The 20,736-nt window shown below is 63.5% G+C and carries 21 protein-coding genes; 9 read left to right on the top strand and 12 right to left on the bottom strand.

Annotated features, from left to right (window positions below):
- Positions 1–33: 33 nt before the first annotated feature.
- Entirely contained in the window at positions 34–1,413 is a 1,380-nt protein-coding gene (locus tag G7026_RS20595) for a cation:proton antiporter (RefSeq protein ID WP_181072952.1), read from the top strand.
- On the opposite strand, the gene G7026_RS20590 is transcribed toward G7026_RS20595, so the two are convergent.
- From G7026_RS20590 to G7026_RS20560, 7 genes are all read right to left on the bottom strand, one after another.
- Complete coding sequence (locus G7026_RS20590; protein ID WP_181072951.1) at positions 1,414–2,415, bottom strand: LLM class flavin-dependent oxidoreductase; 1,002 nt, start codon at positions 2,413–2,415, stop codon at positions 1,414–1,416.
- Between the two features lie 359 nt (positions 2,416–2,774).
- Positions 2,775–2,990, bottom strand: coding sequence for a dodecin (locus G7026_RS20585; protein ID WP_181072950.1), 216 nt, complete (start codon positions 2,988–2,990; stop codon positions 2,775–2,777).
- Positions 2,991–3,116: 126 nt separating this feature from the next.
- The gene (locus G7026_RS22695; protein WP_181072987.1) at positions 3,117–3,332 is read right to left on the bottom strand and encodes a KTSC domain-containing protein; all 216 of its coding nucleotides are present in this window, start codon (positions 3,330–3,332) and stop codon (positions 3,117–3,119) included.
- A gap of 73 nt (positions 3,333–3,405) precedes the next feature.
- Complete coding sequence (locus G7026_RS20575; protein ID WP_181072949.1) at positions 3,406–5,211, bottom strand: ABC transporter ATP-binding protein; 1,806 nt, start codon at positions 5,209–5,211, stop codon at positions 3,406–3,408.
- On the bottom strand, positions 5,208–6,365 hold the full coding sequence (locus tag G7026_RS20570) for a beta-glucosidase (protein ID WP_181072948.1): 1,158 nt from the start codon (positions 6,363–6,365) through the stop codon (positions 5,208–5,210). The genes G7026_RS20575 and G7026_RS20570 overlap by 4 nt, the downstream gene beginning before the upstream one ends.
- A gap of 81 nt (positions 6,366–6,446) precedes the next feature.
- Positions 6,447–7,712 carry a UDP-galactopyranose mutase gene (glf, locus tag G7026_RS20565; RefSeq protein ID WP_181072947.1) on the bottom strand — a complete coding sequence of 422 codons (1,266 nt, stop codon included), beginning with the start codon at positions 7,710–7,712 and terminating at the stop codon, positions 6,447–6,449.
- On the bottom strand, positions 7,700–8,887 hold the full coding sequence (locus tag G7026_RS20560; protein ID WP_181072946.1) for a glycosyltransferase family 1 protein: 1,188 nt from the start codon (positions 8,885–8,887) through the stop codon (positions 7,700–7,702). Before G7026_RS20560 ends, glf begins: the two co-directional genes overlap by 13 nt.
- Before the next feature lie 433 nt (positions 8,888–9,320).
- Here G7026_RS20560 and galE point away from each other — a divergent pair, with 433 nt between their 5' ends.
- Positions 9,321–10,370 (top strand): UDP-glucose 4-epimerase GalE, encoded by a 1,050-nt coding sequence (galE, locus tag G7026_RS20555; RefSeq protein WP_181072945.1) that lies wholly within the window; start codon positions 9,321–9,323, stop codon positions 10,368–10,370.
- A gap of 12 nt (positions 10,371–10,382) precedes the next feature.
- Here galE and G7026_RS20550 read toward each other — a convergent pair whose 3' ends face one another.
- From G7026_RS20550 to G7026_RS20540, 3 genes are all read right to left on the bottom strand, one after another.
- Positions 10,383–11,258 carry a LysR family transcriptional regulator gene (locus tag G7026_RS20550; protein ID WP_181072944.1) on the bottom strand — a complete coding sequence of 292 codons (876 nt, stop codon included), beginning with the start codon at positions 11,256–11,258 and terminating at the stop codon, positions 10,383–10,385.
- Positions 11,259–11,261: 3 nt separating this feature from the next.
- Positions 11,262–11,531: a hypothetical protein gene (locus G7026_RS20545; RefSeq protein WP_181072943.1), complete on the bottom strand. Its 270-nt coding sequence runs from the start codon at positions 11,529–11,531 to the stop codon at positions 11,262–11,264.
- Positions 11,532–11,616: 85 nt separating this feature from the next.
- Positions 11,617–11,925: a DUF3592 domain-containing protein gene (locus G7026_RS20540; RefSeq protein ID WP_181072942.1), complete on the bottom strand. Its 309-nt coding sequence runs from the start codon at positions 11,923–11,925 to the stop codon at positions 11,617–11,619.
- 119 nt (positions 11,926–12,044) lie between these two features.
- Between G7026_RS20540 and trpB the strand changes: the two genes are divergently transcribed.
- From trpB to G7026_RS20525, 3 genes are all read left to right on the top strand, one after another.
- On the top strand, positions 12,045–13,268 hold the full coding sequence (trpB, locus tag G7026_RS20535; protein ID WP_181072941.1) for a tryptophan synthase subunit beta: 1,224 nt from the start codon (positions 12,045–12,047) through the stop codon (positions 13,266–13,268).
- Positions 13,265–14,077, top strand: coding sequence for a tryptophan synthase subunit alpha (gene trpA / locus G7026_RS20530; protein WP_181072940.1), 813 nt, complete (start codon positions 13,265–13,267; stop codon positions 14,075–14,077). The genes trpB and trpA overlap by 4 nt, the downstream gene beginning before the upstream one ends.
- Before the next feature lie 174 nt (positions 14,078–14,251).
- A complete protein-coding gene (locus tag G7026_RS20525; protein WP_181072939.1) occupies positions 14,252–14,581 on the top strand; it encodes a DHCW motif cupin fold protein in 330 nt (109 codons plus the stop codon).
- Positions 14,582–14,636: 55 nt separating this feature from the next.
- On the opposite strand, the gene G7026_RS20520 is transcribed toward G7026_RS20525, so the two are convergent.
- Entirely contained in the window at positions 14,637–15,338 is a 702-nt protein-coding gene (locus G7026_RS20520; protein ID WP_181072937.1) for a class I SAM-dependent methyltransferase, read from the bottom strand.
- Positions 15,339–15,594: 256 nt separating this feature from the next.
- On the opposite strand from G7026_RS20520, the gene G7026_RS20515 reads away from it, so the two are divergent.
- Both G7026_RS20515 and G7026_RS20510 read left to right on the top strand, forming a co-directional pair.
- Entirely contained in the window at positions 15,595–16,407 is an 813-nt protein-coding gene (locus G7026_RS20515; protein WP_181072935.1) for an AraC family transcriptional regulator, read from the top strand.
- 95 nt (positions 16,408–16,502) lie between these two features.
- Positions 16,503–16,889, top strand: a complete 387-nt coding sequence (locus G7026_RS20510) for a cupin domain-containing protein (protein WP_181072933.1) — start codon at positions 16,503–16,505, stop codon at positions 16,887–16,889.
- 64 nt (positions 16,890–16,953) lie between these two features.
- Here G7026_RS20510 and G7026_RS20505 read toward each other — a convergent pair whose 3' ends face one another.
- Entirely contained in the window at positions 16,954–17,187 is a 234-nt protein-coding gene (locus tag G7026_RS20505) for a hypothetical protein (RefSeq protein ID WP_181072931.1), read from the bottom strand.
- A 273-nt stretch (positions 17,188–17,460) separates the two neighbouring features.
- Between G7026_RS20505 and G7026_RS20500 the strand changes: the two genes are divergently transcribed.
- Positions 17,461–18,552, top strand: coding sequence for an SDR family oxidoreductase (locus G7026_RS20500; RefSeq protein ID WP_181072929.1), 1,092 nt, complete (start codon positions 17,461–17,463; stop codon positions 18,550–18,552).
- A 232-nt stretch (positions 18,553–18,784) separates the two neighbouring features.
- Positions 18,785–20,680 (top strand): outer membrane protein assembly factor BamB family protein, encoded by a 1,896-nt coding sequence (locus G7026_RS20495; protein WP_181072927.1) that lies wholly within the window; start codon positions 18,785–18,787, stop codon positions 20,678–20,680.
- Positions 20,681–20,736: the final 56 nt, after the last annotated feature.

Raw genomic sequence — 20,736 nt, 5'->3', positions numbered from 1 at the left:
CCGCTGACCGTCTCGCCTCTGTCCGGATAGCCCATGACCTTTATCGAATGGATGGCCGTTCTCGGCGTCCTGTTGCTGATCCTGGCGCTGGCCTCCGCCTATCTGCGCTGGCTGCCGGTCACTACCTCGCTGATCTACCTCGGCTTCGGCGTGCTGATCGGCCATCTCGGCATCGGGCTGTGGGAAATGGAGTTCCTGCTCATCGCCAACTGGATGGTGCATCTCACCGAGGTCGCGGTGCTGGTCTCGCTGTTCATCAGTGGACTGAAGCTGCGCATGCCGCTGCGCCACCCTTCGTGGAAGAGCGCCTACGTGCTGACCGGCCCGGTGATGCTTGCCTGCATCGCCGGGGTCGCGCTGCTCTGCCATTACGTCTTCGGGTTGAGCTGGGGCGTCTCGGTACTGGTCGGGGCGATCCTCGCACCGACCGATCCGGTGCTGGCGAGCCTGGTGCAGGTCAACAACGCACGCGACGACGACCGGCTGCGCTATGGCCTCTCCGGGGAAGCCGGCTTCAATGACGGCACCGCGTTCCCCTTCGTGGTCTTTGGCCTGTTGCTGATAGAACAGGAGACACTGGCACCCGGATGGGTTGGCGAATGGGCGCTGCACCGGCTGCTCTGGGCTGTGCCGGCTGGATTGATACTCGGCTACATGCTCGGCAAGCTCGTTGGACGGCTGGCCATCTACCTGCGTGCCCGTCACGCCGACACGGCAATGTCGCCCAACGACTCGCTGGCCTTGGCGCTGATAGCGCTGGCCTATGTGGGTGCCGAGCTGATCGGCGCATGGGGCTTTCTTGCCGTGTTCGCCGCAGGCCTTGGCCTTCGTCATGCCGAAATGCTCGTGGCCCACCAATCCGAAACGCCTTCCGAGGAGCTGATCGTCGGGGTGGTGCCGCATGCTGCCGAAGGGGGTATGGCACCGCGCGACCTGTCGCTCGATGACGGCGAGATCGCCAAGCCCAGGGTGGCAGCCGGCGTCCTGCTGGGCGATATCCTGGCCTTTGGCGGGCAGATCGAACGCTCGCTGGAGGTGCTGCTGGTAACCCTGCTCGGCGTACTGGTCTCGGTTCATTGGGACTGGCGTGCCATCCCCCTGGCCCTGGCGCTGTTCGTGGTGATCAGGCCGCTGAGCGTGCTGTTGCTGATGCCCCGGCGCTACCTGGACCGCCCCCAGCAGTTGCTGGCCGGCTGGTTCGGTATTCGCGGCATCGGCAGCCTGTACTACCTGAGCTACGCCATCACTCACGGACTGCTGCCGTCGGAGACCGACGACCTGGTCCCGCTGGTCCTGTCGGTGGTGGCGCTGAGCATCCTCATCCATGGGCTCAGCACGCAACCTCTGCTTAGCCGCTACGAGAGAGCCCGTGATTCCACAGCCATGCCGGACGATCCCAAACGCGCCGGCTGATCAGCCGTGCAGCAGGCGCTTGAGCAAGGTGTAGGAGTGGCGGCGCGCGGCGGGATCGTGGATGGCACTGTTGACGATGAATTCATCGGCCTGGGTCTGTTGCAGAAAGCCGTCGATCTGCGCCGGCAGGCTCTCGCGGGTGCCGACGAAGGTCGCGCGCAGCTGGCCGTTCACCGTGGCCCGCTCGTGGGGCAGCCAGAGCGAATCGATGTCGTGGGTCGGTGCCGGCAGCGCGGTGGGCTTGCCGCGAATCAGGTGCAGGAAGGCCTGCTGGTGCGAGGTGGCCAGGTACTGCGCCTCTTCGTCACTGTCGGCGGCGACCACGTTGATCCCGACCATCGCGTAGGGTTTGTCCAGCACGCCCGAGGGGACGAAGCTTCGGCGGTAGATCGCCAGCGCATGCAGCGCGTTGTCCGGCGCGAACTGCGCGGCAAAGGCGAACGGCAAACCCAGCTGTCCGGCGAGCTGGGCGCTGAAACCCGCCGAGCCGAGCAACCAGATCGGAATATGCAGCCCCGCACCGGGGATGGCGATCAGCTTCTGCCCCGGTACCGGCTCGCTCAGGTAATGGCGTAGCTCTTCGAGCTGCTGCGGGAAGGCGGTGTCTTCGTCGCCCAGGTGTCGGCGCAGGGCGCGGGCGGTGAGCTGGTCGCTGCCCGGCGCGCGGCCCAGGCCCAGATCGATACGCCCGGGAAACAGGCTTTCCAGCGTGCCGAACTGCTCGGCGATCACCAGTGGCGCGTGGTTGGGCAACATGACGCCGCCCGAGCCGATGCGCATGCGCTGGGTAGCCGCGGCTACCTGTCCGATCACCACGGCGGTGGCCGAACTCGCCACGCTGGGGATGTTGTGGTGCTCGGCCAGCCAGTAGCGATTGTAGCCGAGGGCTTCGGCGTGCTGCGCCAGCTCGATGGTGTTGCGCAGCGCCTGGGCGATGGTTCCGCCCTCGGTGATGGGGCACAGGTCGAGAACGGAAAGCGGCAGGTCGGAAAGCTGGGGCATGACGTCACCCATAGAGCAGAAGGAAATAAAGGCCGGGCACTGTAGGCCAGCGCCAGGACGCTGACCAGTTACGAGGGCTGATACCCACTATTAACGAATTTGCGGCCAACCTTGGCACGGCGTCGATGGGCTCACTGCAGCCACGATGAGGCGCGACGCATGGTTGCCAGCGGCCGGGCGTGCAGGTCAGCCGATGCAGGGCAGCGCGGTTCGCAGGAAGCGTCTTGAGCGAGAAAATCCACGACTCACCGCCACAGGACCTGACGACCACCCGCACCACCCATCAGACAAGACCGCTGTTTCTGACGGAACCGGCTCGGTCCCGAAGGTAACGGAGGGCTGCACACAGCCCTGCGCGATCAACTGTTGGCCAGGCGGAAGCCTACTTTCATGGTGACCTGGAAATGGCCGACCTTGCCGTTCTCGACGTGGCCGCGAATCTCGCCCACTTCGAACCATTCGACGTTCTGCAGACTGCTGCTGGCCTCGGTGATCGCGTTCTGGATCGCCTCATCGACGCTGTTGCGCGAAGAACCGACGATTTCGACTTTCTTGTACGTGTGGTGATCAGTCATAGCCTCTCCCCTGGAATGGGTTGGATAGGCGTCCGGCCCGTTTGTACGCGTCCCTGCCCTATTTCAGGCCCGCGAACGCGGGAAGAAGTTCAGCGATACGGGGGCGATCACCGCGGCCGATACCGCTCAATCGAGGCGCCGGTAGCGAAAGCCCTGGGCCTTGAATACCTGATTGAAATAGGTGCCCATCGACTCGGCCTCGAGCAGTTCGAGCACCACCTCGGGCGGCACGTCCTCGTAGCGGTACACGCCGTCGCCCTGGAATTCGACTTCCAGGACGCGCCTGGCGGGATCGTAGCCGACGCTGCGCAGGCTTTCGGACTCGACCCGTGCGCGCGCGATGGGCGCCGGATCGGGGCGTTTTGCGCGCCCTTCGCGGCCGAGGCCGCTCCTGCGGGGCTTGTGTGCGCTCATCTCACTCAGCAGGGGCCGGTGCGGCCGGGGTCGCCGGTTTGGCGGTAAAACTCTCGGACTGCATTCGCCAGAGCGACTCGAATTCGCCGCCGCGGTTACGCAGCTCCTGCGGCGTGCCGTCCTCGATCAGCTTGCCGTTCTTGAGCACGACGATACGATCGAACGATGCGAGCGTGGACAGGCGATGCGCCACCGCAACCACCGTGCGGCCCTGTACCAGCTTGCTCAGCGCCGCCTGGATCTCGGCCTCCGACTGGGTGTCGAGCGCCGACGTGGCCTCGTCGAGGATCAGAATCGGTGCGTCCTTGAGGAAGGCCCGGGCGATGCCGAGCCGCTGGCGCTGGCCACCGGAAAGCATCACGCCACGCTCTCCGACCATGGTGTCGTAGCCCTCAGGCAGCTCACGGATGAAACCGTCGCAAAAGGCATTGCGCGCCGCCTCGACCACTTCTTCGTCGGTCGCACCGGGACGGCCGTAGCGGATGTTCTCGCGGATGCTGCGATTGAACAGCGCGGTTTCCTGGGGCACCACCGCGATCTTCTCGCGCAGGCTGTCCTGGCTGACGCTGCGCACGTCCTGCCCGTCGATCAGGACGCGCCCGGCCTGGACGTCGTCCAGCCGCTGGATCAGGTTGATGAGCGTGGACTTGCCGGCCCCCGAGGAGCCGACGATGCCCACCTGCTGTCCGGCCGGGATGTGCAGGTCGAACTTCTCGAACACCGCGCCACGGTCGGGATAGGCGAAGCTGATCTCCTCGAAGGTGATGTCGCCTTCGGCAAGCTTGAGCTGGGTCTCGGCATCGTGCAGGCCGTGGGGCTGAACGATGATGCGCAGGGTGTCGTCGATCGCGCCGATCTGCTGCGTCGTGTCCACCAGCGCCAGGGCCAGATCGCGCGAGCCGTGCAGGATGCGGAACGTCAGGGCACTGACCAGCACCACGTCGCCGGCCGTCACCGAGCCGCCGATCCAGAGATTGATCGCCCAGATCAGCATGCCGCCAGCCATCAGCGACAGGCAGATGTCGTGCATCATCCGGGCCTTTTCCAGATACATCCAGCTGCGCCGCTGGGCACGCGCCTCGTAGCCTATCTCCTGGGCGAGCCGCTCGCTTTCGCGGTCACGGGCAGAGAACGCCTTGATGGTCCAGACGTTGGAGACCGCATCGACCAGCTCGCCGCCGACCCGCGCGGCCTGCGCGGCGAAGCGTTGGTGTTTGGAGCGGCCACGAATGCCGAAGCCGGTGATCAGCGCGGCAACGATCATCACGAAAATGATCAGCGCCACCGCCATCCGCCCGTCGACGGTGAGCAGCACCACCACCGCACCAAGGAAGTCCACGATCGGCGGCACGATCTTCCAGGCTAACCCGCCGTAGATGGCGCCAGCGGCCTGCCCCAGCGCCGAGATGCGGTTACCGAGCGAGCCGGCGAAGTGCTCGGTGAAATAGCGCATCGGGTGCCCGGTCAGGTGCTTGAACAGGTCGACGCGGATATCCACGACACTCGCCACCACGGTGCGGCAGCCGAGCCAGCCGCCCAGGCGCCAGAACACGTTCTCGAGGACGATCAGGCTGATGAACAGCCCAAGGGGGAACCAGACGTCGGCCTCGGAGCGGTCGCGGGTCGACATGGCGTCGACCAGCAGTTTCATCCCGTACTGCACCGCCACCGCGCAGGACGCCGCGCCGATGATCAGCGCCAGCAACCCGGCGAAATGCCAGGGTCTGACGCGGATGTAATGCCAGAGAAAGGCCACCGGCTGGCCGGGAAGAAGTGGTTGACCCTTCGACGCGGCCTGGGCGCTCATGATGTTATGTCTACCGTCTTCGTCTCGGGATGTTCGGCGTGGGCGAAGCGTGCCTGTTGCAGGCGCAGCTCGTCGGCCAGGCCGTCGTGCGGCTTTCGCGTGCCGTTATCGTCGGGGAAGCCGAGAAGCCCGACCGGGCAGTGCCTGTCGTCCGTCCAGCCGGGATAGTCCACTACCGGATACAGGCAGATACCCTCGACCGGTACGCCGCGCTGCATGGCCAGGCCGACCTGCTCGGCCACGTAACGCAACCATTCGCCACGCACATCGCCTTCGGCGCCTGTTTCGGCAACCACCAGCGGGCGATCGTAGCGCCGCCAGATCTCCTGCAGGATACCCTTGAACGGACGGTAATCCGGATTGCCGCGATCGATGGTCTGACCGTCGCCGTAGTACCACTGATTGTCCGAGTAATAGTTGACCCCGAGGATGTCCAGATATTCGGGCGCACCGCCCAGGCCAGGCCAGGCTTGGCCGCAGAGCATGTCCCAGGCCTCGAATTGTGACAGGCGGAAATTCTCCGCCTCGCGCTGCGGACCCGGGCGATCGTTGCGTGCCACGACGTGAATGGCCGGATCGACCTGGACGAAACGCGCCCGCGGTTCGACCTCGCGAATCGCGTCGATCGCGGCGATGGTCGCGCGCACCAGTTGGTGCTTGAGCTCCGGGCCGCGACCCCGTGCCATCGGGTTGAAATACGCCACGTCGCCGCCAGCCCACGCCCAGAAGGAAATCTCATTGAGCGGTGCGAAGAACGGCACCGCGCCGGTTTCGTCCTTGACCAGCTGCGCCAGGGCGGCGGCATAGCGCGCGAAGCGCTGGACGAACTGCGGCCGCCAGATGTCGATGTCGTCCGGCCAGCCGTAATGGCCCAGATCCCAGATCACCTGGGTGCCCTGGCGGTGCGCGGCCTGGAGCATCGGCAGAAAGCTGGACCAGTCGTACTGGCCCGGCACCCGTTCGATCAGGTGCCAGCGCGCGCCGTCACGGACGGTGCGCAGCCCGTAGCGCTGCAGCGCGGCGTAGTCGTGGGAGGCGAACCGGTCATGTCCGGTCGCGTCGAGCAGGTCCAGACGGCGGCCGTCGCCGCGGCGGTGGTTGGAACACTCGAAGCCGCCCATGAAGAAGCTGTCGAAAACTGTCGGTCGATGCATCGTCTCTTCACTCGACAAGCGCAGCCCCCACGGTCTTCGGCGATCGGGGGCAGCGGTAAGGCGCGTTACGCGCCGTTCGACTCAAGGTGCCTGCTCCGCCAGGCCGCGGGCGTGCTCGGCACTTTCGCCCGCCTCGGGGCCCAGCTCGGCTTCCTCGATGCGTTTGTAGGCGGCCAGTGCCTGTCCGACGACCTGGTCCATGTTGTAGTACTTGTAGGTACCCAGCCGACCGATGAAGGTCACACCCGGCGTCTCGTCGCCGAGCTTCTGGTAGCGCTTGTACAGCTCGGCGTTCTCGGGCCGCGGGATCGGGTAGTAGGGATCGCCCTCGGCCGAGGGGTACTCATAGGTGATGCTGGTTTTCGGGTGCTCTTGCCCGGTGAGGTGCTTGTACTCGCTGATGCGCGTGTAGGGCACGTCTTCGGCCGGGTAGTTGACCGTGCCGACCGGCTGGAACCGGGCCTGGTCGAGCTGCTTGTGCTCGAACTTCAGCGAGCGGTAAGGCAGCTTGCCGAAGCGGTAGTCGAAGTACTCGTCGATCGGGCCGCAGTAGATCAGGTGGTCGTACTCGACCTCGTCGCGGATCTCGCGGTAGTCGGTGTTGATCATCACCTTGATGTTCGGATGCGCCAGCATCTTCTCGAACATCTTCGTATAGCCATGCTTGGGCATCTGCTGGAAGGTGTCGGTGAAGTAACGGTCATCGGTGTTGGTGCGTGTCGGCACCCGCGAGGTCACCGACTTGTCCAGCTGCGACGGGTCCAGCCCCCACTGCTTGCGGGTGTAGCCGCGGAAGAACTTTTCGTAGAGCTCGCGGCCGATGCCGTTGATCACCACGTCTTCGCTGGTCTGAATGTCTTCCACCGGCTCGGCGCGGCTGGCCAGGTAATCGGCGGCCTCCTGCTCGGTGGTCATGTTCAGGCCGTAGAGCCTGTTCAGCGTGGTCATGTTGATCGGGATCGGCACCAGCTGGCCGTCCACCTGGCCGAGCACGCGGTGCTCGTAGGGCCGCCACTCGGTGAAGCGCGACAGGTAATCGACGATGCGCTGCGAGTTGGTGTGGAAGATGTGCGGGCCGTAACGGTGGATCAACACCCCGGCCTCGTCATGGTGATCGTAGGCATTGCCGCCGATGTGCGGGCGACGGTCGACCACCAGCACGCGCTTGTTCAGGCCTGCCGCCAGACGCTCGGCGAGCACGCTGCCGGCGAAACCGGCGCCGACGATGAGGTAGTCGAAACCGCGTTCACGGGTCGAGCGGGAGGGCGTGTCGCCTGCTGGCCGGGTGTGGTCGCTGCGACCGGAAGCCTGGTTGGGATTGCTGTCTTGGACGCTTACAGGGCGCATTGCATCTTCTCCTTCATCAGGCTCCAGGTGTAATCCCAGGACATGTCGCCCAAGATCTCGTCGGCGGTGGCCAGCAGGCGGTCGCGGTCGGCGGCATCGGCCAGGGCATCCTCGACCGCGGCGACGAACTCATCGGTGGTCGCGGCGATGTAGACGATCTCGGTATCGCCATAGGTGCGCACCACGTCCTTGATCGGCGTGGACACCACCGGGCAGCCGCCGGCCAGGTATTCGGGGGTCTTGGTGGGGCTGATGAAACGCGTCGACTCGTTCATCGCGAACGGCATGATGGCCACGTCCCAACCGGCCAGGTACTTGGGCAGCTCGTCGTAGGTCTTGGCGCCCAGGTAGTGGATGTTGTCGCGCCGCGGCAGCTCGGCCGGGTCGATCTTGACCACCGGCCCGACCAGCACGAACTGCCAGTCCGGCCGCATCTCGGCGGCTTCGGCGACCAGCTGGATGTCGAAGCGCTCGTCGATCACACCGTAGAAGCCCAGGCGCGGCCGACCGATCATGGCCTGGTCCTCGGGATCGGCCTGCGGCCGACGGGCAGCGGCGAAGTGCTCGACATCGACGCTGCTGGGGAACGCGTGGGCGTTGTCGTGCAGCTCGCGCTTGGCTTCCCAGATGCTGTAGCCGCCGGTGAAGACCACGTCGGCCCGGTCCAGCAGGATGCGCTCGTTCTCTACCAGCGCCGGTGGCGCGCCGCGGAAAGCCGAGAGTTCGTCCATGCAGTCGTAAACCGTGAGCTTGGGCTTGAGGTGCCCGGCATAGCCGAGCGCCATCGGCGTGTAGTACCAGAGCATCAGATCGTCGCCCACGCCGAGCTTTTCCAGGTAGCCGTCCAGAAGCTGACGCTGGATGCGCAGTGCATCGTCGCCCTGGCAACCTTCGGGCAGCCGCGGTACCAGCACCTGCACGCCGCTTACATCAGGGCGCACTTCAAGCCAGGGTTGGTCGTCCTCGGTACTGATCGGCTCTTCGAAGAACAGCACGTTGTAGTCGCGGGCGAAACGCGACATCAGGTGCTGCGGACGCTGGTAGACGAAACTCCAACGCAGGTGGGAAAGACACAACAACGTCGGAATCTGCTCGTCGAAGACCACTTCGACCGGTGGCTGATCCGGGCTGCGCGACTTGCCGATGTCGTACTGGTAGGGACCGGCCCAACTCATTCTGGCACCTCTGTTCACGGTTGGCGGCGCGCAGTTCGTCCATCTCCGCGCATCGCGCTCGAAGCCAATGCTTCCTTGCCTAAAACAGCAATTCGGTGGGAATTGTCGGGACGCTCGGACGCTTCAACGAGAGCAACCCCGCCGGCTATGGACGATGGCAAACGTCGAGGGTTCCAAATCGACGGCGTACAACCGCTTCGTACTACCCGCTGTCGGCTGGCTGACCCCGATCCGGAACTTGCCAGCCACGTCCTCGTCACTATTCACAGGACGTCTGATTTAGCCGGCAGCAGCCCAGCGCACTTCGATGCGGCTGACGTGCCTGCCCCGGCCCGCCGATCCCATTTCTGGAGACTGACTCGCCCGCTGCCCGTCAAGGCGAGCTGCTGTGTCTTCGACCGTGTTCGAAAAGTGCAAATCCGGAGGTAGAAACATGATTCTAGTGACAGGGGGTGCGGGATACATAGGTTCCCATGCGGTCCTGGAACTGCTTCTGGCAGGCCACGACGTGCTGGTGCTAGACAACCTCTGTAACAGCTCGCGAACAGCGCTCGAGCGGGTAGAGAAGCTGGCGGGCCGGCCGCTGCATTTCGTCAAGGGGGACGTGCGCAACCGCCCCCTGCTCAACGCCCTGTTCGCCGCTTACCCGGTCACCGCGGTGATGCACTTCGCCGGTCTCAAGGCCGTAGGCGAAAGCGTGCGCGAACCCCTGCGCTATTACGAGACCAACGTCAGCGGCAGCATCGCGCTGTGCCAGGCGATGGCCGAAGCGGAAATCTTCAAGCTGGTGTTCAGCTCCTCGGCCACCGTCTACGGCGAGTCGCCGGTGATGCCGATCACCGAAAGCTGCCCGACCGGAATTCCGACCAACCCGTACGGCCAGTCCAAGCTGATGGCCGAGAACGTGCTGCGTGGCCTGGCAGACTCCGACCCGCGTTGGTCGATCGGCCTGTTGCGCTACTTCAACCCGATCGGCGCCCATGACTCGGGGCTGATCGGCGAGGACCCCAACGGCATTCCCAACAACCTGTTGCCCTACATGCTGCAGGTGGCGGTCGGCAGGCGAAAGCAACTGAGCGTGTTCGGCGCCGACTACCCCACCCCGGACGGCACCGGTATCCGCGACTACATCCATGTGGTGGACCTGGTCAAAGGCCATCTCAAGGCACTCGACCGCCTGGAGAGCGTAAAGGGCGTCTCGGTGTGGAACCTGGGTACCGGCAAGGGGCATTCGGTCCGCGAGATGATCATCGCCTTCGAGCGGGTGATCGGTCGTCCGCTGCCCCACAGCCTCCAGCCCCGTCGTGCCGGCGACATCGCCCAGTGCTGGTCGGACCCGAGCAAGGCATGGAAGGAACTGGGCTGGCGTGCCGAAAAGGACCTCGCGACGATGCTCACCGACGCCTGGCGCTGGCAGAGCCGCAACCCGAACGGTTACACGGTCGAAACACCGGAACCGGCCACTGCCGCTCTGGCCAGCTGAGCGCTTCGGCGCTCAGCCGAGCGCCTTGCGCAACCAGCCGGCCAGCTGCTCGGCGCGCCTGTCCTGGCGCCGAGCCGGCACCCAGAGAGTCAAGCGGGCCGAAGTGCGGACGAAACCCCAGGGGGCGACCAGCCGCCCGCTGGCCAGGTCATCGGCCACCAACTGCTGCGGAGCGATGGCGACGCCGAGGCCCGCCAGCGCCGCTTCCAGCAAGTAGTAAAGATGCTCGAAGCCCTGCCCCATGCGCAGCCTGTCCACCGCCAATCCTCGGCCCGCCGCCCATGTCGGCCACGCCTGGGGGCGTGAGGTGGTGTGCAGCAATGCCTGGTCGAGCAAAGCCTCCGCAGGCGCCTGGCGCAAGGCCGCGAAGTGCGGGTGATAGGGACTCAGCACCGGCCCGATGGCTTCCTCGCCCAGCTCGTACACCTGCATGTCCGCCGGCCAGGGCGGCTCGGCGTACCAGAGCGTGGCATCCAGCCCAGCGCGGCGCGGGTCAAGCTCCCCCTCACTAGCGGATAGCTGCAGATGCAGATCGGGCAGTTCACGATTGAGCAGGTCGAGGCGCGGGATGAACCAGCGCGCCAGCAGGCTGCCCGGGCAACCGAGCACGAAGGGCGCATCGGCCGTTTGCTGGCGTAGCTCGGCACAGGTACTGCGCAGCCGCTCGAAGACCTCTCCAGTGACATCACGCAGCCGCAATCCCGCATCGGTAAGCCGCAGGCCGCGCCCGTCCTTGGTGAACAGCCTCACGCCCAACTGACCCTCGAGCGCCTTGATCTGCCGGCTGACCGCCCCGTGGGTGACATGCAGCTCGTCAGCCGCGCGCCTGACACTGAGCAGCCGCGCGGCGGCTTCGAAAGCATGCAAGGCGTTCAACGAGGGCAGCACAAGTCACTCCGCAAGTTCGGGCAGGAATCCGGTATCCATGCTGTAGCGCTTGGGATTCTGCCGGTCAATGAAAACACGCACCTGGTTCAGCTCGGACACGAAGCGGCTCGGGTCGAACCAGATGTTGTCGCTGTTGAAGATGTGCAGCTTCTGGGTCTCCGGGTTCTGCCACTGGGCAACGATCTTCCAGGGGCTGCGGCCGTTGACCACCAGCGACGGGTTAAGCCTGACCTCCAGGATCTCGGCCTCCACCGGCTGACCGCTGACCGCCAACTCGGCCGCGCGGCGGCGCGACAGAGGCCCGGCGCCACGAAGGCGGCGCCGACCAGCAGAAAGAGTCCGCCTAAGCCGCCGAGAATCAAGCTGCCCAGCCAGTTACCGACGAAGCTATCGATGCGCGCGTCGTTGGGATTTCTGCCGCGTAGTACAGCGTTACCTCATCCCCGCGCCGCAAGCTTGGGGGTTTGCTACAGGTGCGGCTACGGTACTCGAAAGGCTGTCCGGATGCGGTGGAAAACTCAACGGTTGGACAGCCATCTATGACATCGATCACCTGCGCCGTGGTGGCAACCATGCGCGTCTCATCACTGATACGCACCACTTGAAGCGCAGCGGCGCCTATCAGTCCCAGTGCACCGATAATCGGAAAGATCCATAGCACCTTCATTCAACTCGCTCCCTTTAGTTGATAAAAACTCACACATATGCGCGCAATTGTCGATATTGCGCGGCGTCTACCCGTCGTAGACTTGCGCCATTGTCCTCTCAAGCCACGGGATGCAGGCCATGTCCGGTTCACAGAATTCCTATCGCAACGGCCCCGACGCCAAGGGCCTGTTCGGCCACTTCGGCGGTCAATACGTCGCCGAAACCCTAATGCCGCTGATTCACCAGCTCGCCGCCGAATACGAGAAGGCCAAGCAGGATCCCGAGTTCGCCAAGGAACTGGCCTATTTCCAGCGCGACTACGTCGGCCGCCCCTCCCCGCTCTATTTCGCCGAGCGCCTGACCGAGCATTGCGGCGGCGCGAAGATCTACCTCAAGCGCGAGGAGCTCAATCACACCGGCGCGCACAAGATCAACAACTGCATCGGCCAGATCCTGCTGGCCAGGCGCATGGGCAAGCAGCGCATCATCGCCGAGACCGGCGCCGGCATGCATGGCGTGGCCACCGCCACCGTGGCCGCGCGCTTCGGCATGCAGTGCGTGATCTACATGGGCACTACCGACATCGACCGCCAGCAGGCCAACGTCTTTCGCATGAAGCTGCTCGGTGCAGAAGTCATCCCGGTCACCGCCGGCACCGGCACGCTGAAAGACGCGATGAACGAAGCCCTGCGCGACTGGGTGACCAACGTCGACAGCACCTTCTACCTGATCGGCACCGTGGCAGGCCCGCATCCATACCCGGCCATGGTGCGCGACTTCCAGGCCGTGATCGGCAAGGAAACCCGCGACCAGCTCCAGGCCCAGGAAGGTCGCCTGCCCGACTCGCTGGTGGCCTGCATCGGCGGCGGCTCCAACGCCATGGGTCTGTTCCATCCCTTCCTCGATGACGCCGGCGTGAAGATCATCGGCGTCGAAGCGGCCGGCCACGGGATCGAGACCGGCCAGCACGCGGCCAGCCTCAACGGCGGCGTACCCGGCGTACTGCACGGCAACCGCACCTTCCTGCTGCAGAACGAAGACGGTCAGATCATCGACGCCCACTCGATCTCCGCAGGGCTGGACTATCCCGGCATCGGCCCGGAACACGCCTGGCTGCACGACATCGGCCGCGTGGAGTACACCTCCATCACCGACAAGGAAGCGCTCGCCGCCTTCCACACCTGTTGCCGCCTCGAAGGCATCATTCCCGCGCTGGAGTCCTCCCACGCGCTGGCCGAAGTCTTCAAGCGCGCGCCGACCCTGCCGAAGGATCACCTGATGGTGGTCAACCTCTCCGGCCGCGGCGACAAGGACATGCAGACCGTCATGCACCACTTCGACGAACAGGAAGAACACATATGAGCTCCCGCCTGCAGACGCGCTTCGCCGAGCTGAAACAACAGAACCGCGCCGCGCTGGTGACCTTCATCACCGCCGGCGATCCGGACTACGCCACCTCGCTGGCCATCCTCAAGGGCCTGCCGGAAGCCGGCGCCGACGTGATCGAACTGGGCATGCCCTTCACCGACCCGATGGCCGACGGCCCGGCGATCCAGCTGGCCAACATCCGCGCCCTGGCCGCCAAGCAGGATCTGGCCAAGACGCTGCAGATGGTTCGCGAATTCCGCCAGGGCAACCAGACCACCCCGATCGTGCTGATGGGCTACTTCAACCCCATCCACAAGATGGGCGTCGAGCGCTTCATCGGCGAAGCGGTTGAGGCCGGTGTCGATGGCCTGATCGTCGTCGACCTGCCGCCCGAACATAACGAAGACCTCTGCGACCCGGCCCAGGCCGCGGGCATCGACTTCATCCGCCTGACCACCCCGACCACCGACGACAAGCGCCTGCCGGTCGTGCTCAACGGCAGCTCCGGCTTCGTCTACTACGTCTCGGTGGCCGGCGTGACCGGCGCCGGCTCGGCGACCCTGGAACACGTCGAAGAAGCGGTCGCGCGCCTGAAGCGCCACACCGCCCTGCCCGTCGCCATCGGCTTCGGCATCCGCACCCCGGAACAGGCCGCCGCCATCGCCCGCCTGGCAGATGGCGTGGTCGTAGGCTCGGCCCTGATCGACCAGATCGCCAAAGCTGAAAGCGGACAGCAAGCCATCGACGGCGTACTTGGCCTGTGCCGCGAGCTGAGTACTGGCGTGCGGGGCGCTCGCCAGTAGTCGCAACCGGCACAAAAAAGCCGCTGCCCGACTCCTCTGGCAGCGGCTTTTTTTGTCGATCACGGAAACCGCCACCCACTCGTAGGAGCGAGCTTGCTCGCGAACACCCTCAAGGCACCCAGCCCCCATTCCTTACGCCCACACACAGCTCCGCTACCCACCGAAAGGCTCACCATGGACATCAAGGACATCCCCTTCGGCACCACCGACTGGTCGACCCTCGAACCCACCGAGCACGCAGGCGAAACTGGCACCGCCTACTGGCGCACCCGCCAGTTCGGCCCGATCCGCGTGCGCATGGTCGAATACACACCCGGCTACCTCGCCGACCACTGGTGCAACAAAGGCCACATCCTGCTGTGCCTGGAAGGCGAACTGCACACCGAACTCCCGGACGGCCGCCGCTTCATCCTCACGCCGGGCACGAGCTATCAGGTAGCGGACGGGGCCGAGCCGCATCGGTCGTTCACCGCGGTGGGGGCCCGGTTGTTTGTGGTGGATTGAAGGCGAGAACGGAGTGCCTGCTGTTGCTAGTCGGAGCGGCGCTTGGCGCTCCTTGTCACAACGAGCCTTCAACGGGGGCAGCAACCGCCACCCAGGCACGAAACGATAACGCGGCGTAGAACAGCGCGACGTCAACGAACCCCGCTTCGCGCAGCAGCGCTTCCTCCTCGTGTGGTGTAAGCAACGGCAGGCGCTCGGTCATCGTTTTGCCCGCCGCTTGGGCTTTAACCCAATCGGTGGCGCCGCGATCGCCAAAGGCAACGGAGCGCGTCATCCAGCGCTCAGGGTCTGGCCCGAGCGCCGTGTGATGAGCGATCACCAGGCGTGCACCCGGCTTCAAGCGGCGGCGGATTTCCTGCAACGTGTGCAGCCGCTCGCTCCGGTTGAGGAAATGCAGCGTGAGCAGGCAAGTGGCGCCGTCGAAAGGGCCGGCCGGCGCCTGGTCAACGGTGCCCTCCAGCAGATCGACGCGATGCGCGAACGGCAAAACAACCTGGCGCGCAAGGTCCAGCATGGCGGGTGACGGATCGACGCCGGTGAAACGCCAGTCGGGCCTTGCCTCGGCCATAGCCTTTGTTTCCAACCCGCCGCCCGCACCGATCACGAGGATCTGCGCTGCGCGCGGTGCCTGTTCAGAGAGAAGCAGGGTGGCCATCCGATGCAGATCGGCCAGCCCCGGCACCTTACGCGGCGTGTCCTGCGCATATGACGCGACGGCGGCCGCATCGGCGAAGGGTGATTGGTTGTCTTGGGTCATGGTGGTTACCAGAGCGACGACAGAAGCCGGTGTGGTGGGCATCGAGTATCCAGAGCGTGCAGGCTGCCCGAGCTGATGGGCGCCTTCGCCTTGAGCGCACGTTCCGGATTAATCTATCCTGCCTTATCTAACGTATCTTTTGAAGTTACTTTAACTTGCGGCTCTGCTCGCTCCCTGATGTGGCTTTGTAGAGGACGTCTGGCCATCTCTGAGTCATGATGGGTAATGGCCCCTCAGATATTCAGCGTCGACGCCGATGAACAGACCCAGCACCGACCGCGACTGGCTTGAGCGTGCAGCCCCATCGACGAAGATGGAGCGCATCGAGGCCTTCTTTCGCGGGCACGGCTATACGCCCCATCGGCACGACACCTACGCCATCGGCAGCACACTATCGGGCGTACAGCGTTTCCATTACCGCCAATCGATGCGGCACAGCCTGCCGGGCGGCACCATCGTGCTCCACCCCGACGAAATCCATGATGGCGAGGCCGGTACAGAGGCCGGCTTCCGCTACCGTATGCTCTACATCGAACCGTCACTTATCCAGGACGTGCTGGGCGGCGAGCCGTTGCCTTTCGTACCGGGTGGACTGTCGAACGATCCCCGGCTGCTTTCAGCCACCCGTCGTTTGCTTTACAGCCTGCACGCCGCACTCGACCCGCTCGAAGAAGACGACGCGATCTACGATCTGGCGCTGGCGCTGAAAGCTGCCGCTGGCAAACCGCGCGGCCGGCAGGCGGTCGATTACGTGGCGGCAGAGCGGGCCCGAGCATTCATTCATGACGCGCTTGGAGGAGGCATCACCCTGGATGCGCTGGTGCAGGCCAGTGGTCGCGACCGCTGGAGCCTGTCGCGCGATTTCCGCGCGCTATACGGCACCAGCCCCTATCGCTACATCACCCAGCGGCGCCTTTCAGAGGCGCGCAACCGGCTGCTGGCGGGTCAGTCGCTACCCGATACGGCGCTTGAGAGCGGCTTCTTCGATCAAAGCCACATGACCCGCCTGTTCACCCAAACCTTCGGCATATCGCCGGCGCGCTGGTTGAGGATGATCAGGAACCGATAACCGCCCCAGGCGGACCTTGCACGATCATGCAATACGGAGGGCAGGCGAGACGCTAGCGTAGTGGGCACTCACCACACCGGACAGCGAGCCTCGCCATGACAACTCACGCAACACCCTCGACTTACTCTGCCATCAACTTCGCCGAGAAATACGCACTGTTCCATGAACAATGGGCGCCCAAGGTCGTCGCCGAGATGAACGACTACCAGTTCAAAATCGCCCGGCTGGAAGGCGAATTCATCTGGCACACCCACTCTGAAACCGACGAAACCTTCATCGTGCTGGAGGGCGAGCTGGTCATTTATTTCCGAGACGGTGAAGTAAGAGTGGGCGCCGGTGAGATGTACGTGGTGAAGAAGGGGATCGAGCACAAGCCCAGCGCCGCCGGCGAGACGAAGCTGCTGTTGATAGAGCCGAGGGGCGTATTGAATACCGGCGACGAGACGAATGAGCGGACGGCTTTGAATGATGTTTGGATTTGATTAATGGCGTCCAGCAACGCAGAGAGGACGACGGATAGATCCGCCCCTTCCCCGTTATCTGATATTAGCCTGACTTAGCGATATGCTTAACGACCACCACAACCATGGACATAAACATAAAGAAGTAAAACAATACATCCATAATCAATCGCTGCTTACGCCCACCTTTCAATGGCACGCCACCAATAATGGATTTAAGAAAAAACAAATCGGAGACCTTTAAATCTGACCGCCTCATTTTATAAAGCACCGCAAAAGCCCCGCTACACAAAAACAAGATCTCAATTAAAGTACTCATGAATATATACCGGACACCTAAAGGGGACGACACATAAAGGGGACAGATTTATGTTTTAGCGGGACGGGACATCTGCAAATATAAATCTGTCCCCTTTTCTCCCGTACAGTTTGGCGATTTGCTTTCGGGTATGGCGGGCAAGATCCCCTTGCCAGCTACACAACGCCACGCATCGCCTCACGGCGATCAACGCACGCTGTTCCCTGTCACTACTAACGAACCGAACCTACAAACCCGGCTGCAGCACAGAGGCAGCCGCACAGCGGAGTCGTTATGACAGATTCGAAAGTCGCGCTGGTGGTAGGCGCCAGCGGCATCATTGGTCACGCCCTGGTCGAGACGCTTGTGGAGGATGGGAGCTGGAAGGTACGCGCCGTGCGTCGCACCTTCGTCCCTGATGTCGAGACGCTGAACCTCGACCTCACCGATGCGCAGGCAACCCGCGAGGCGCTTGCCGGCGCCGGAGACACCACCCACGTGTTCTATGCCGCGCTAAAGCCCGATGCCAACCTGGGCCGCGAGGCCGAGGTCAACGGCGCCATGCTGCGCAGCCTGCTGGATGGACTGAAGGCGGCCGGGGCCAAGCTGCAGCGTGTCGTGCATTACCAGGGCGCTAAGGTCTATGGCGTGCACCTGGGCCCGAGCACGGCGCCGTTCTATGAGGACGAGACGCCCCGTCATGTGGGGCCAAACTTCTACTTCAATCAGGAAGACCTGTTGCGCGAACGAGCCGAGCAGGGCGAGTTCGAGTGGTCGATCCTGCGGCCCGATGTGGTGGTAGGCGATATCGCCGGCAATCCGATGAACATTGCCCTGGTGATCGGCGCATTCGCCGCGCTCAGCCAGGAGACCGGCGTGCCACTGCGCTTCCCCGGCTCGGTCAAGACCTACCGTGGCGTGCTCGCACAGTTGACCGATGCGCGCTGGCTGGCGCGTGCGAGCCTGTGGGCTGCGCTGGACCCGGCGGCGCGCAACCAGGCATTCAACCTGGTTGGCGAGCCGTTTCGCTGGGAGCGCATCTGGCACAAGGTCGGCGAGGCGCTGGGCCTGGAAGTCGCCGAGCCGCTGCCGTTCTCGCTGGCTAAGCAGATGCCGGAGATGGCCAACATCTGGCAGCGGCTCGCCGATCGCCATGGCCTGGAATCGGTGCCGTTCGAGAAGCTGGTGGGCTGGCCCTTCGGTGATTTCATCTTCAACACTGAATTCGACATGGTCTCGGACATGGGCAAGATCCGCCGCGCCGGCTTCACCGAGGCGGTCAGCACCGAGGACTGCCTGATCGGCGCGCTGCGGCGGCTGGGTGAGAAGGGCTACATTCCGAGGTTCAACGACCGGACGCATGAAGAGCGATTGATAAACGCCTGACCTACGCGCGCGTTAGGCGACCGAGCGCCAGCAAGTCGGCGAGCAACCGATGCTCAAGGGGCGCCCGGCGAAGTGCGGATTCGCGGCGTTACCGATCACCGAAATCGCTCCTGAAGACGTGTGAGTGGAGATCGGCCGTTGCTTGCTTCTTTGCCTCTCAAGCCACTAGCATCGAGCAGTATCCAACAGCTTGTCCCACTTGGGCTAGGCACAACAGGAAATGGAGTTCCCTGTGCGAATAACTGCGGCGTCACTATTAGCCCTGAGCCTGTCGGGCTGCTCCCTTGTCGAAGAAGTGTTCCTGACTCCCGGCGAAAAGGTGAACAGGGCGTTCCCACCCAGTGCAGAAGTCCGCACCGCTGAAGAAACACTGCGCAACTTGCTGGACGGCAATAAGTCCGCGCAGAAGAGCCTCGCTGCAAAATATGGGGCTTTGCGCGAGATTCGCGGTTTGACCTGTTCGAAGAATCTCACGGTCGCAAGATTCGACTCAGTGGCGGAGATCAAGAAGCTCCCGGTGAGCCGTAACTGTCTGAACGAGCAAGACGAAATCCTGCTGCGTTTTCTTCAGATTAAGCAGGTCGAGCAACGGTTGTCACAACCGGCGTTGCGCCCCATGACACCTCTCGAAACACCCACCCTGGTTTCACCTGGAGTTTCCATCTATTCAGGCATATCGGCACCTACCGCCGGAGTCGCAGTTCTCAGCGGCACTCGTGGAGAACTGCTCTCAATTGAAGTTCCGAGTGGCAAGCCCATTGTCAGATTGCCAACGCTTAGTGAGGGCCGGTTCAACGAGGCGTTACTGTCGCCCAATGGGAGAGTCCTGGCGCTGCCGGGAGGCTATGGAAAGGGGGTGACCTTCTTCGACACAGAAACCGGGGCGGTACTCTGGCAGGATAGGACGATCTCCAAATTGCTGGCTTGGTTGCCCGATATCTCTGCCGCGATGGCAAACGACTCAGGCGGCCAACTATCCATTATCGATTTCCAAACCGGTGAACATGCCGTCGAAGTACCTGGGCTGAAGCGACCGAGTTGGGCCGTACCGCTGCAGGGCGGCCAGGTTGCGACAGGCACTGGCCGAACGCTTGCGCTCATTGCCTTTGAGCGTGGAATAACCGGGATACAAGGGACGATACTCAAAAGCTTCACGATCCAAACAGGGCAAGGAGTTACGTCCTTGCGACCCACATCGATGCTGAATGGGCGCTCACTATTTTTTGTAAGTAGCCGCGATCTGATGACATTCGATCTGGATTCAGGTCAGGAAACACTTTGGGCAACTGGGGACTTCATAGCAAATCGGTACGCTAAGTTAAGCGAGTCCACCGTCTTGGTGGATTCATACGAAAGGTCCGTCAATACCCGCTCCTGGGCTCTGAATATTGAAGACGCTTCGCTCTCACCAATCGAAACGAAAGAAGGTAGCGCCGGGATCCTTTATGAGCTCGATGGCAGAGCCGGCTTTATGCGGCGCGACCATGACGGCGTATGGTTCGGCCTCCATCTGCAACAGGGGAAGCCCGTTGCGCTGGCTGACTTTCTGAGCGAACGGAACCTTGACCGGCAGATGGCAAAGCTCGAAACCATGACGCAGCAGTCGAGCGGCCAAAACACGCTCGGGGGCGGAGGATCGCGTTTATCACGCCCGCCCTACACTGCCCAGATGCCTTTCGCTGTGCCGCCACCCCGACTCGATTATGGGCAGCCATCCGTGCCCTTTGCTGATGTCGCCAAGGACGCGCAAATCGAAGGCATCGGCGTTTACGAATCATCAGCAACGCTGCCTAACGGGCCGGGCAACCGGCCTGGCAGCGTCAGCCTCGCTATTCGCCCGACAGCCAAGCCCCTTATTCTGGTCTTGAGTTCCTATGAATCCGTAACCTGGCGAATCACCCAAGGACAACACAACATAAAGCTCATACTGCTCTCCAGCTATTACCCCTCGAGCGTCGAGGGTGCCGGTACTGTACGGACAGTAGTTATCAATGGGGGCTCTGCCTATAGCCGTGAGAGCGATAACTACGCACGCTTACGAAGGGCAGTGATGGGGCAGATAGGCAAAGACATCCAGATTTTTCAGGGAAGTTACCAAGGATCGAGCTTCTCTATCGGAGGGCAATAAGGGCAGCATCTATCATGCATATGGCCGACGAGGCCACCCGAATCGCTGATGGTCCA

The sequence above is a fragment of the Stutzerimonas azotifigens genome, assembly GCF_013522725.1.
Taxonomy (GTDB): Bacteria; Pseudomonadota; Gammaproteobacteria; order Pseudomonadales; family Pseudomonadaceae; genus Stutzerimonas; species Stutzerimonas azotifigens_A.
This window is presented reverse-complemented; position numbering and strand designations above follow the sequence as displayed.

Coding starts and splice junctions, on each gene's coding strand:
- G7026_RS20525 (WP_181072939.1), top strand. CDS start 14,252: ATGGACATCAAGGACATCCCCTTCGGCACCACCGACTGGTCGACCCTC.
- G7026_RS20575 (WP_181072949.1), bottom strand. CDS start 5,211: ATGAGCGCCCAGGCCGCGTCGAAGGGTCAACCACTTCTTCCCGGCCAG.
- G7026_RS20595 (WP_181072952.1), top strand. CDS start 34: ATGACCTTTATCGAATGGATGGCCGTTCTCGGCGTCCTGTTGCTGATC.
- G7026_RS20520 (WP_181072937.1), bottom strand. CDS start 15,338: ATGACCCAAGACAACCAATCACCCTTCGCCGATGCGGCCGCCGTCGCG.
- G7026_RS20590 (WP_181072951.1), bottom strand. CDS start 2,415: ATGCCCCAGCTTTCCGACCTGCCGCTTTCCGTTCTCGACCTGTGCCCC.
- G7026_RS20585 (WP_181072950.1), bottom strand. CDS start 2,990: ATGACTGATCACCACACGTACAAGAAAGTCGAAATCGTCGGTTCTTCG.
- galE (WP_181072945.1), top strand. CDS start 9,321: ATGATTCTAGTGACAGGGGGTGCGGGATACATAGGTTCCCATGCGGTC.
- G7026_RS20570 (WP_181072948.1), bottom strand. CDS start 6,365: ATGCATCGACCGACAGTTTTCGACAGCTTCTTCATGGGCGGCTTCGAG.
- trpB (WP_181072941.1), top strand. CDS start 12,045: ATGTCCGGTTCACAGAATTCCTATCGCAACGGCCCCGACGCCAAGGGC.
- glf (WP_181072947.1), bottom strand. CDS start 7,712: ATGCGCCCTGTAAGCGTCCAAGACAGCAATCCCAACCAGGCTTCCGGT.
- G7026_RS20540 (WP_181072942.1), bottom strand. CDS start 11,925: ATGAAGGTGCTATGGATCTTTCCGATTATCGGTGCACTGGGACTGATA.
- G7026_RS20515 (WP_181072935.1), top strand. CDS start 15,595: ATGAACAGACCCAGCACCGACCGCGACTGGCTTGAGCGTGCAGCCCCA.
- G7026_RS20560 (WP_181072946.1), bottom strand. CDS start 8,887: ATGAGTTGGGCCGGTCCCTACCAGTACGACATCGGCAAGTCGCGCAGC.
- G7026_RS20510 (WP_181072933.1), top strand. CDS start 16,503: ATGACAACTCACGCAACACCCTCGACTTACTCTGCCATCAACTTCGCC.
- G7026_RS20500 (WP_181072929.1), top strand. CDS start 17,461: ATGACAGATTCGAAAGTCGCGCTGGTGGTAGGCGCCAGCGGCATCATT.
- trpA (WP_181072940.1), top strand. CDS start 13,265: ATGAGCTCCCGCCTGCAGACGCGCTTCGCCGAGCTGAAACAACAGAAC.
- G7026_RS20505 (WP_181072931.1), bottom strand. CDS start 17,187: ATGAGTACTTTAATTGAGATCTTGTTTTTGTGTAGCGGGGCTTTTGCG.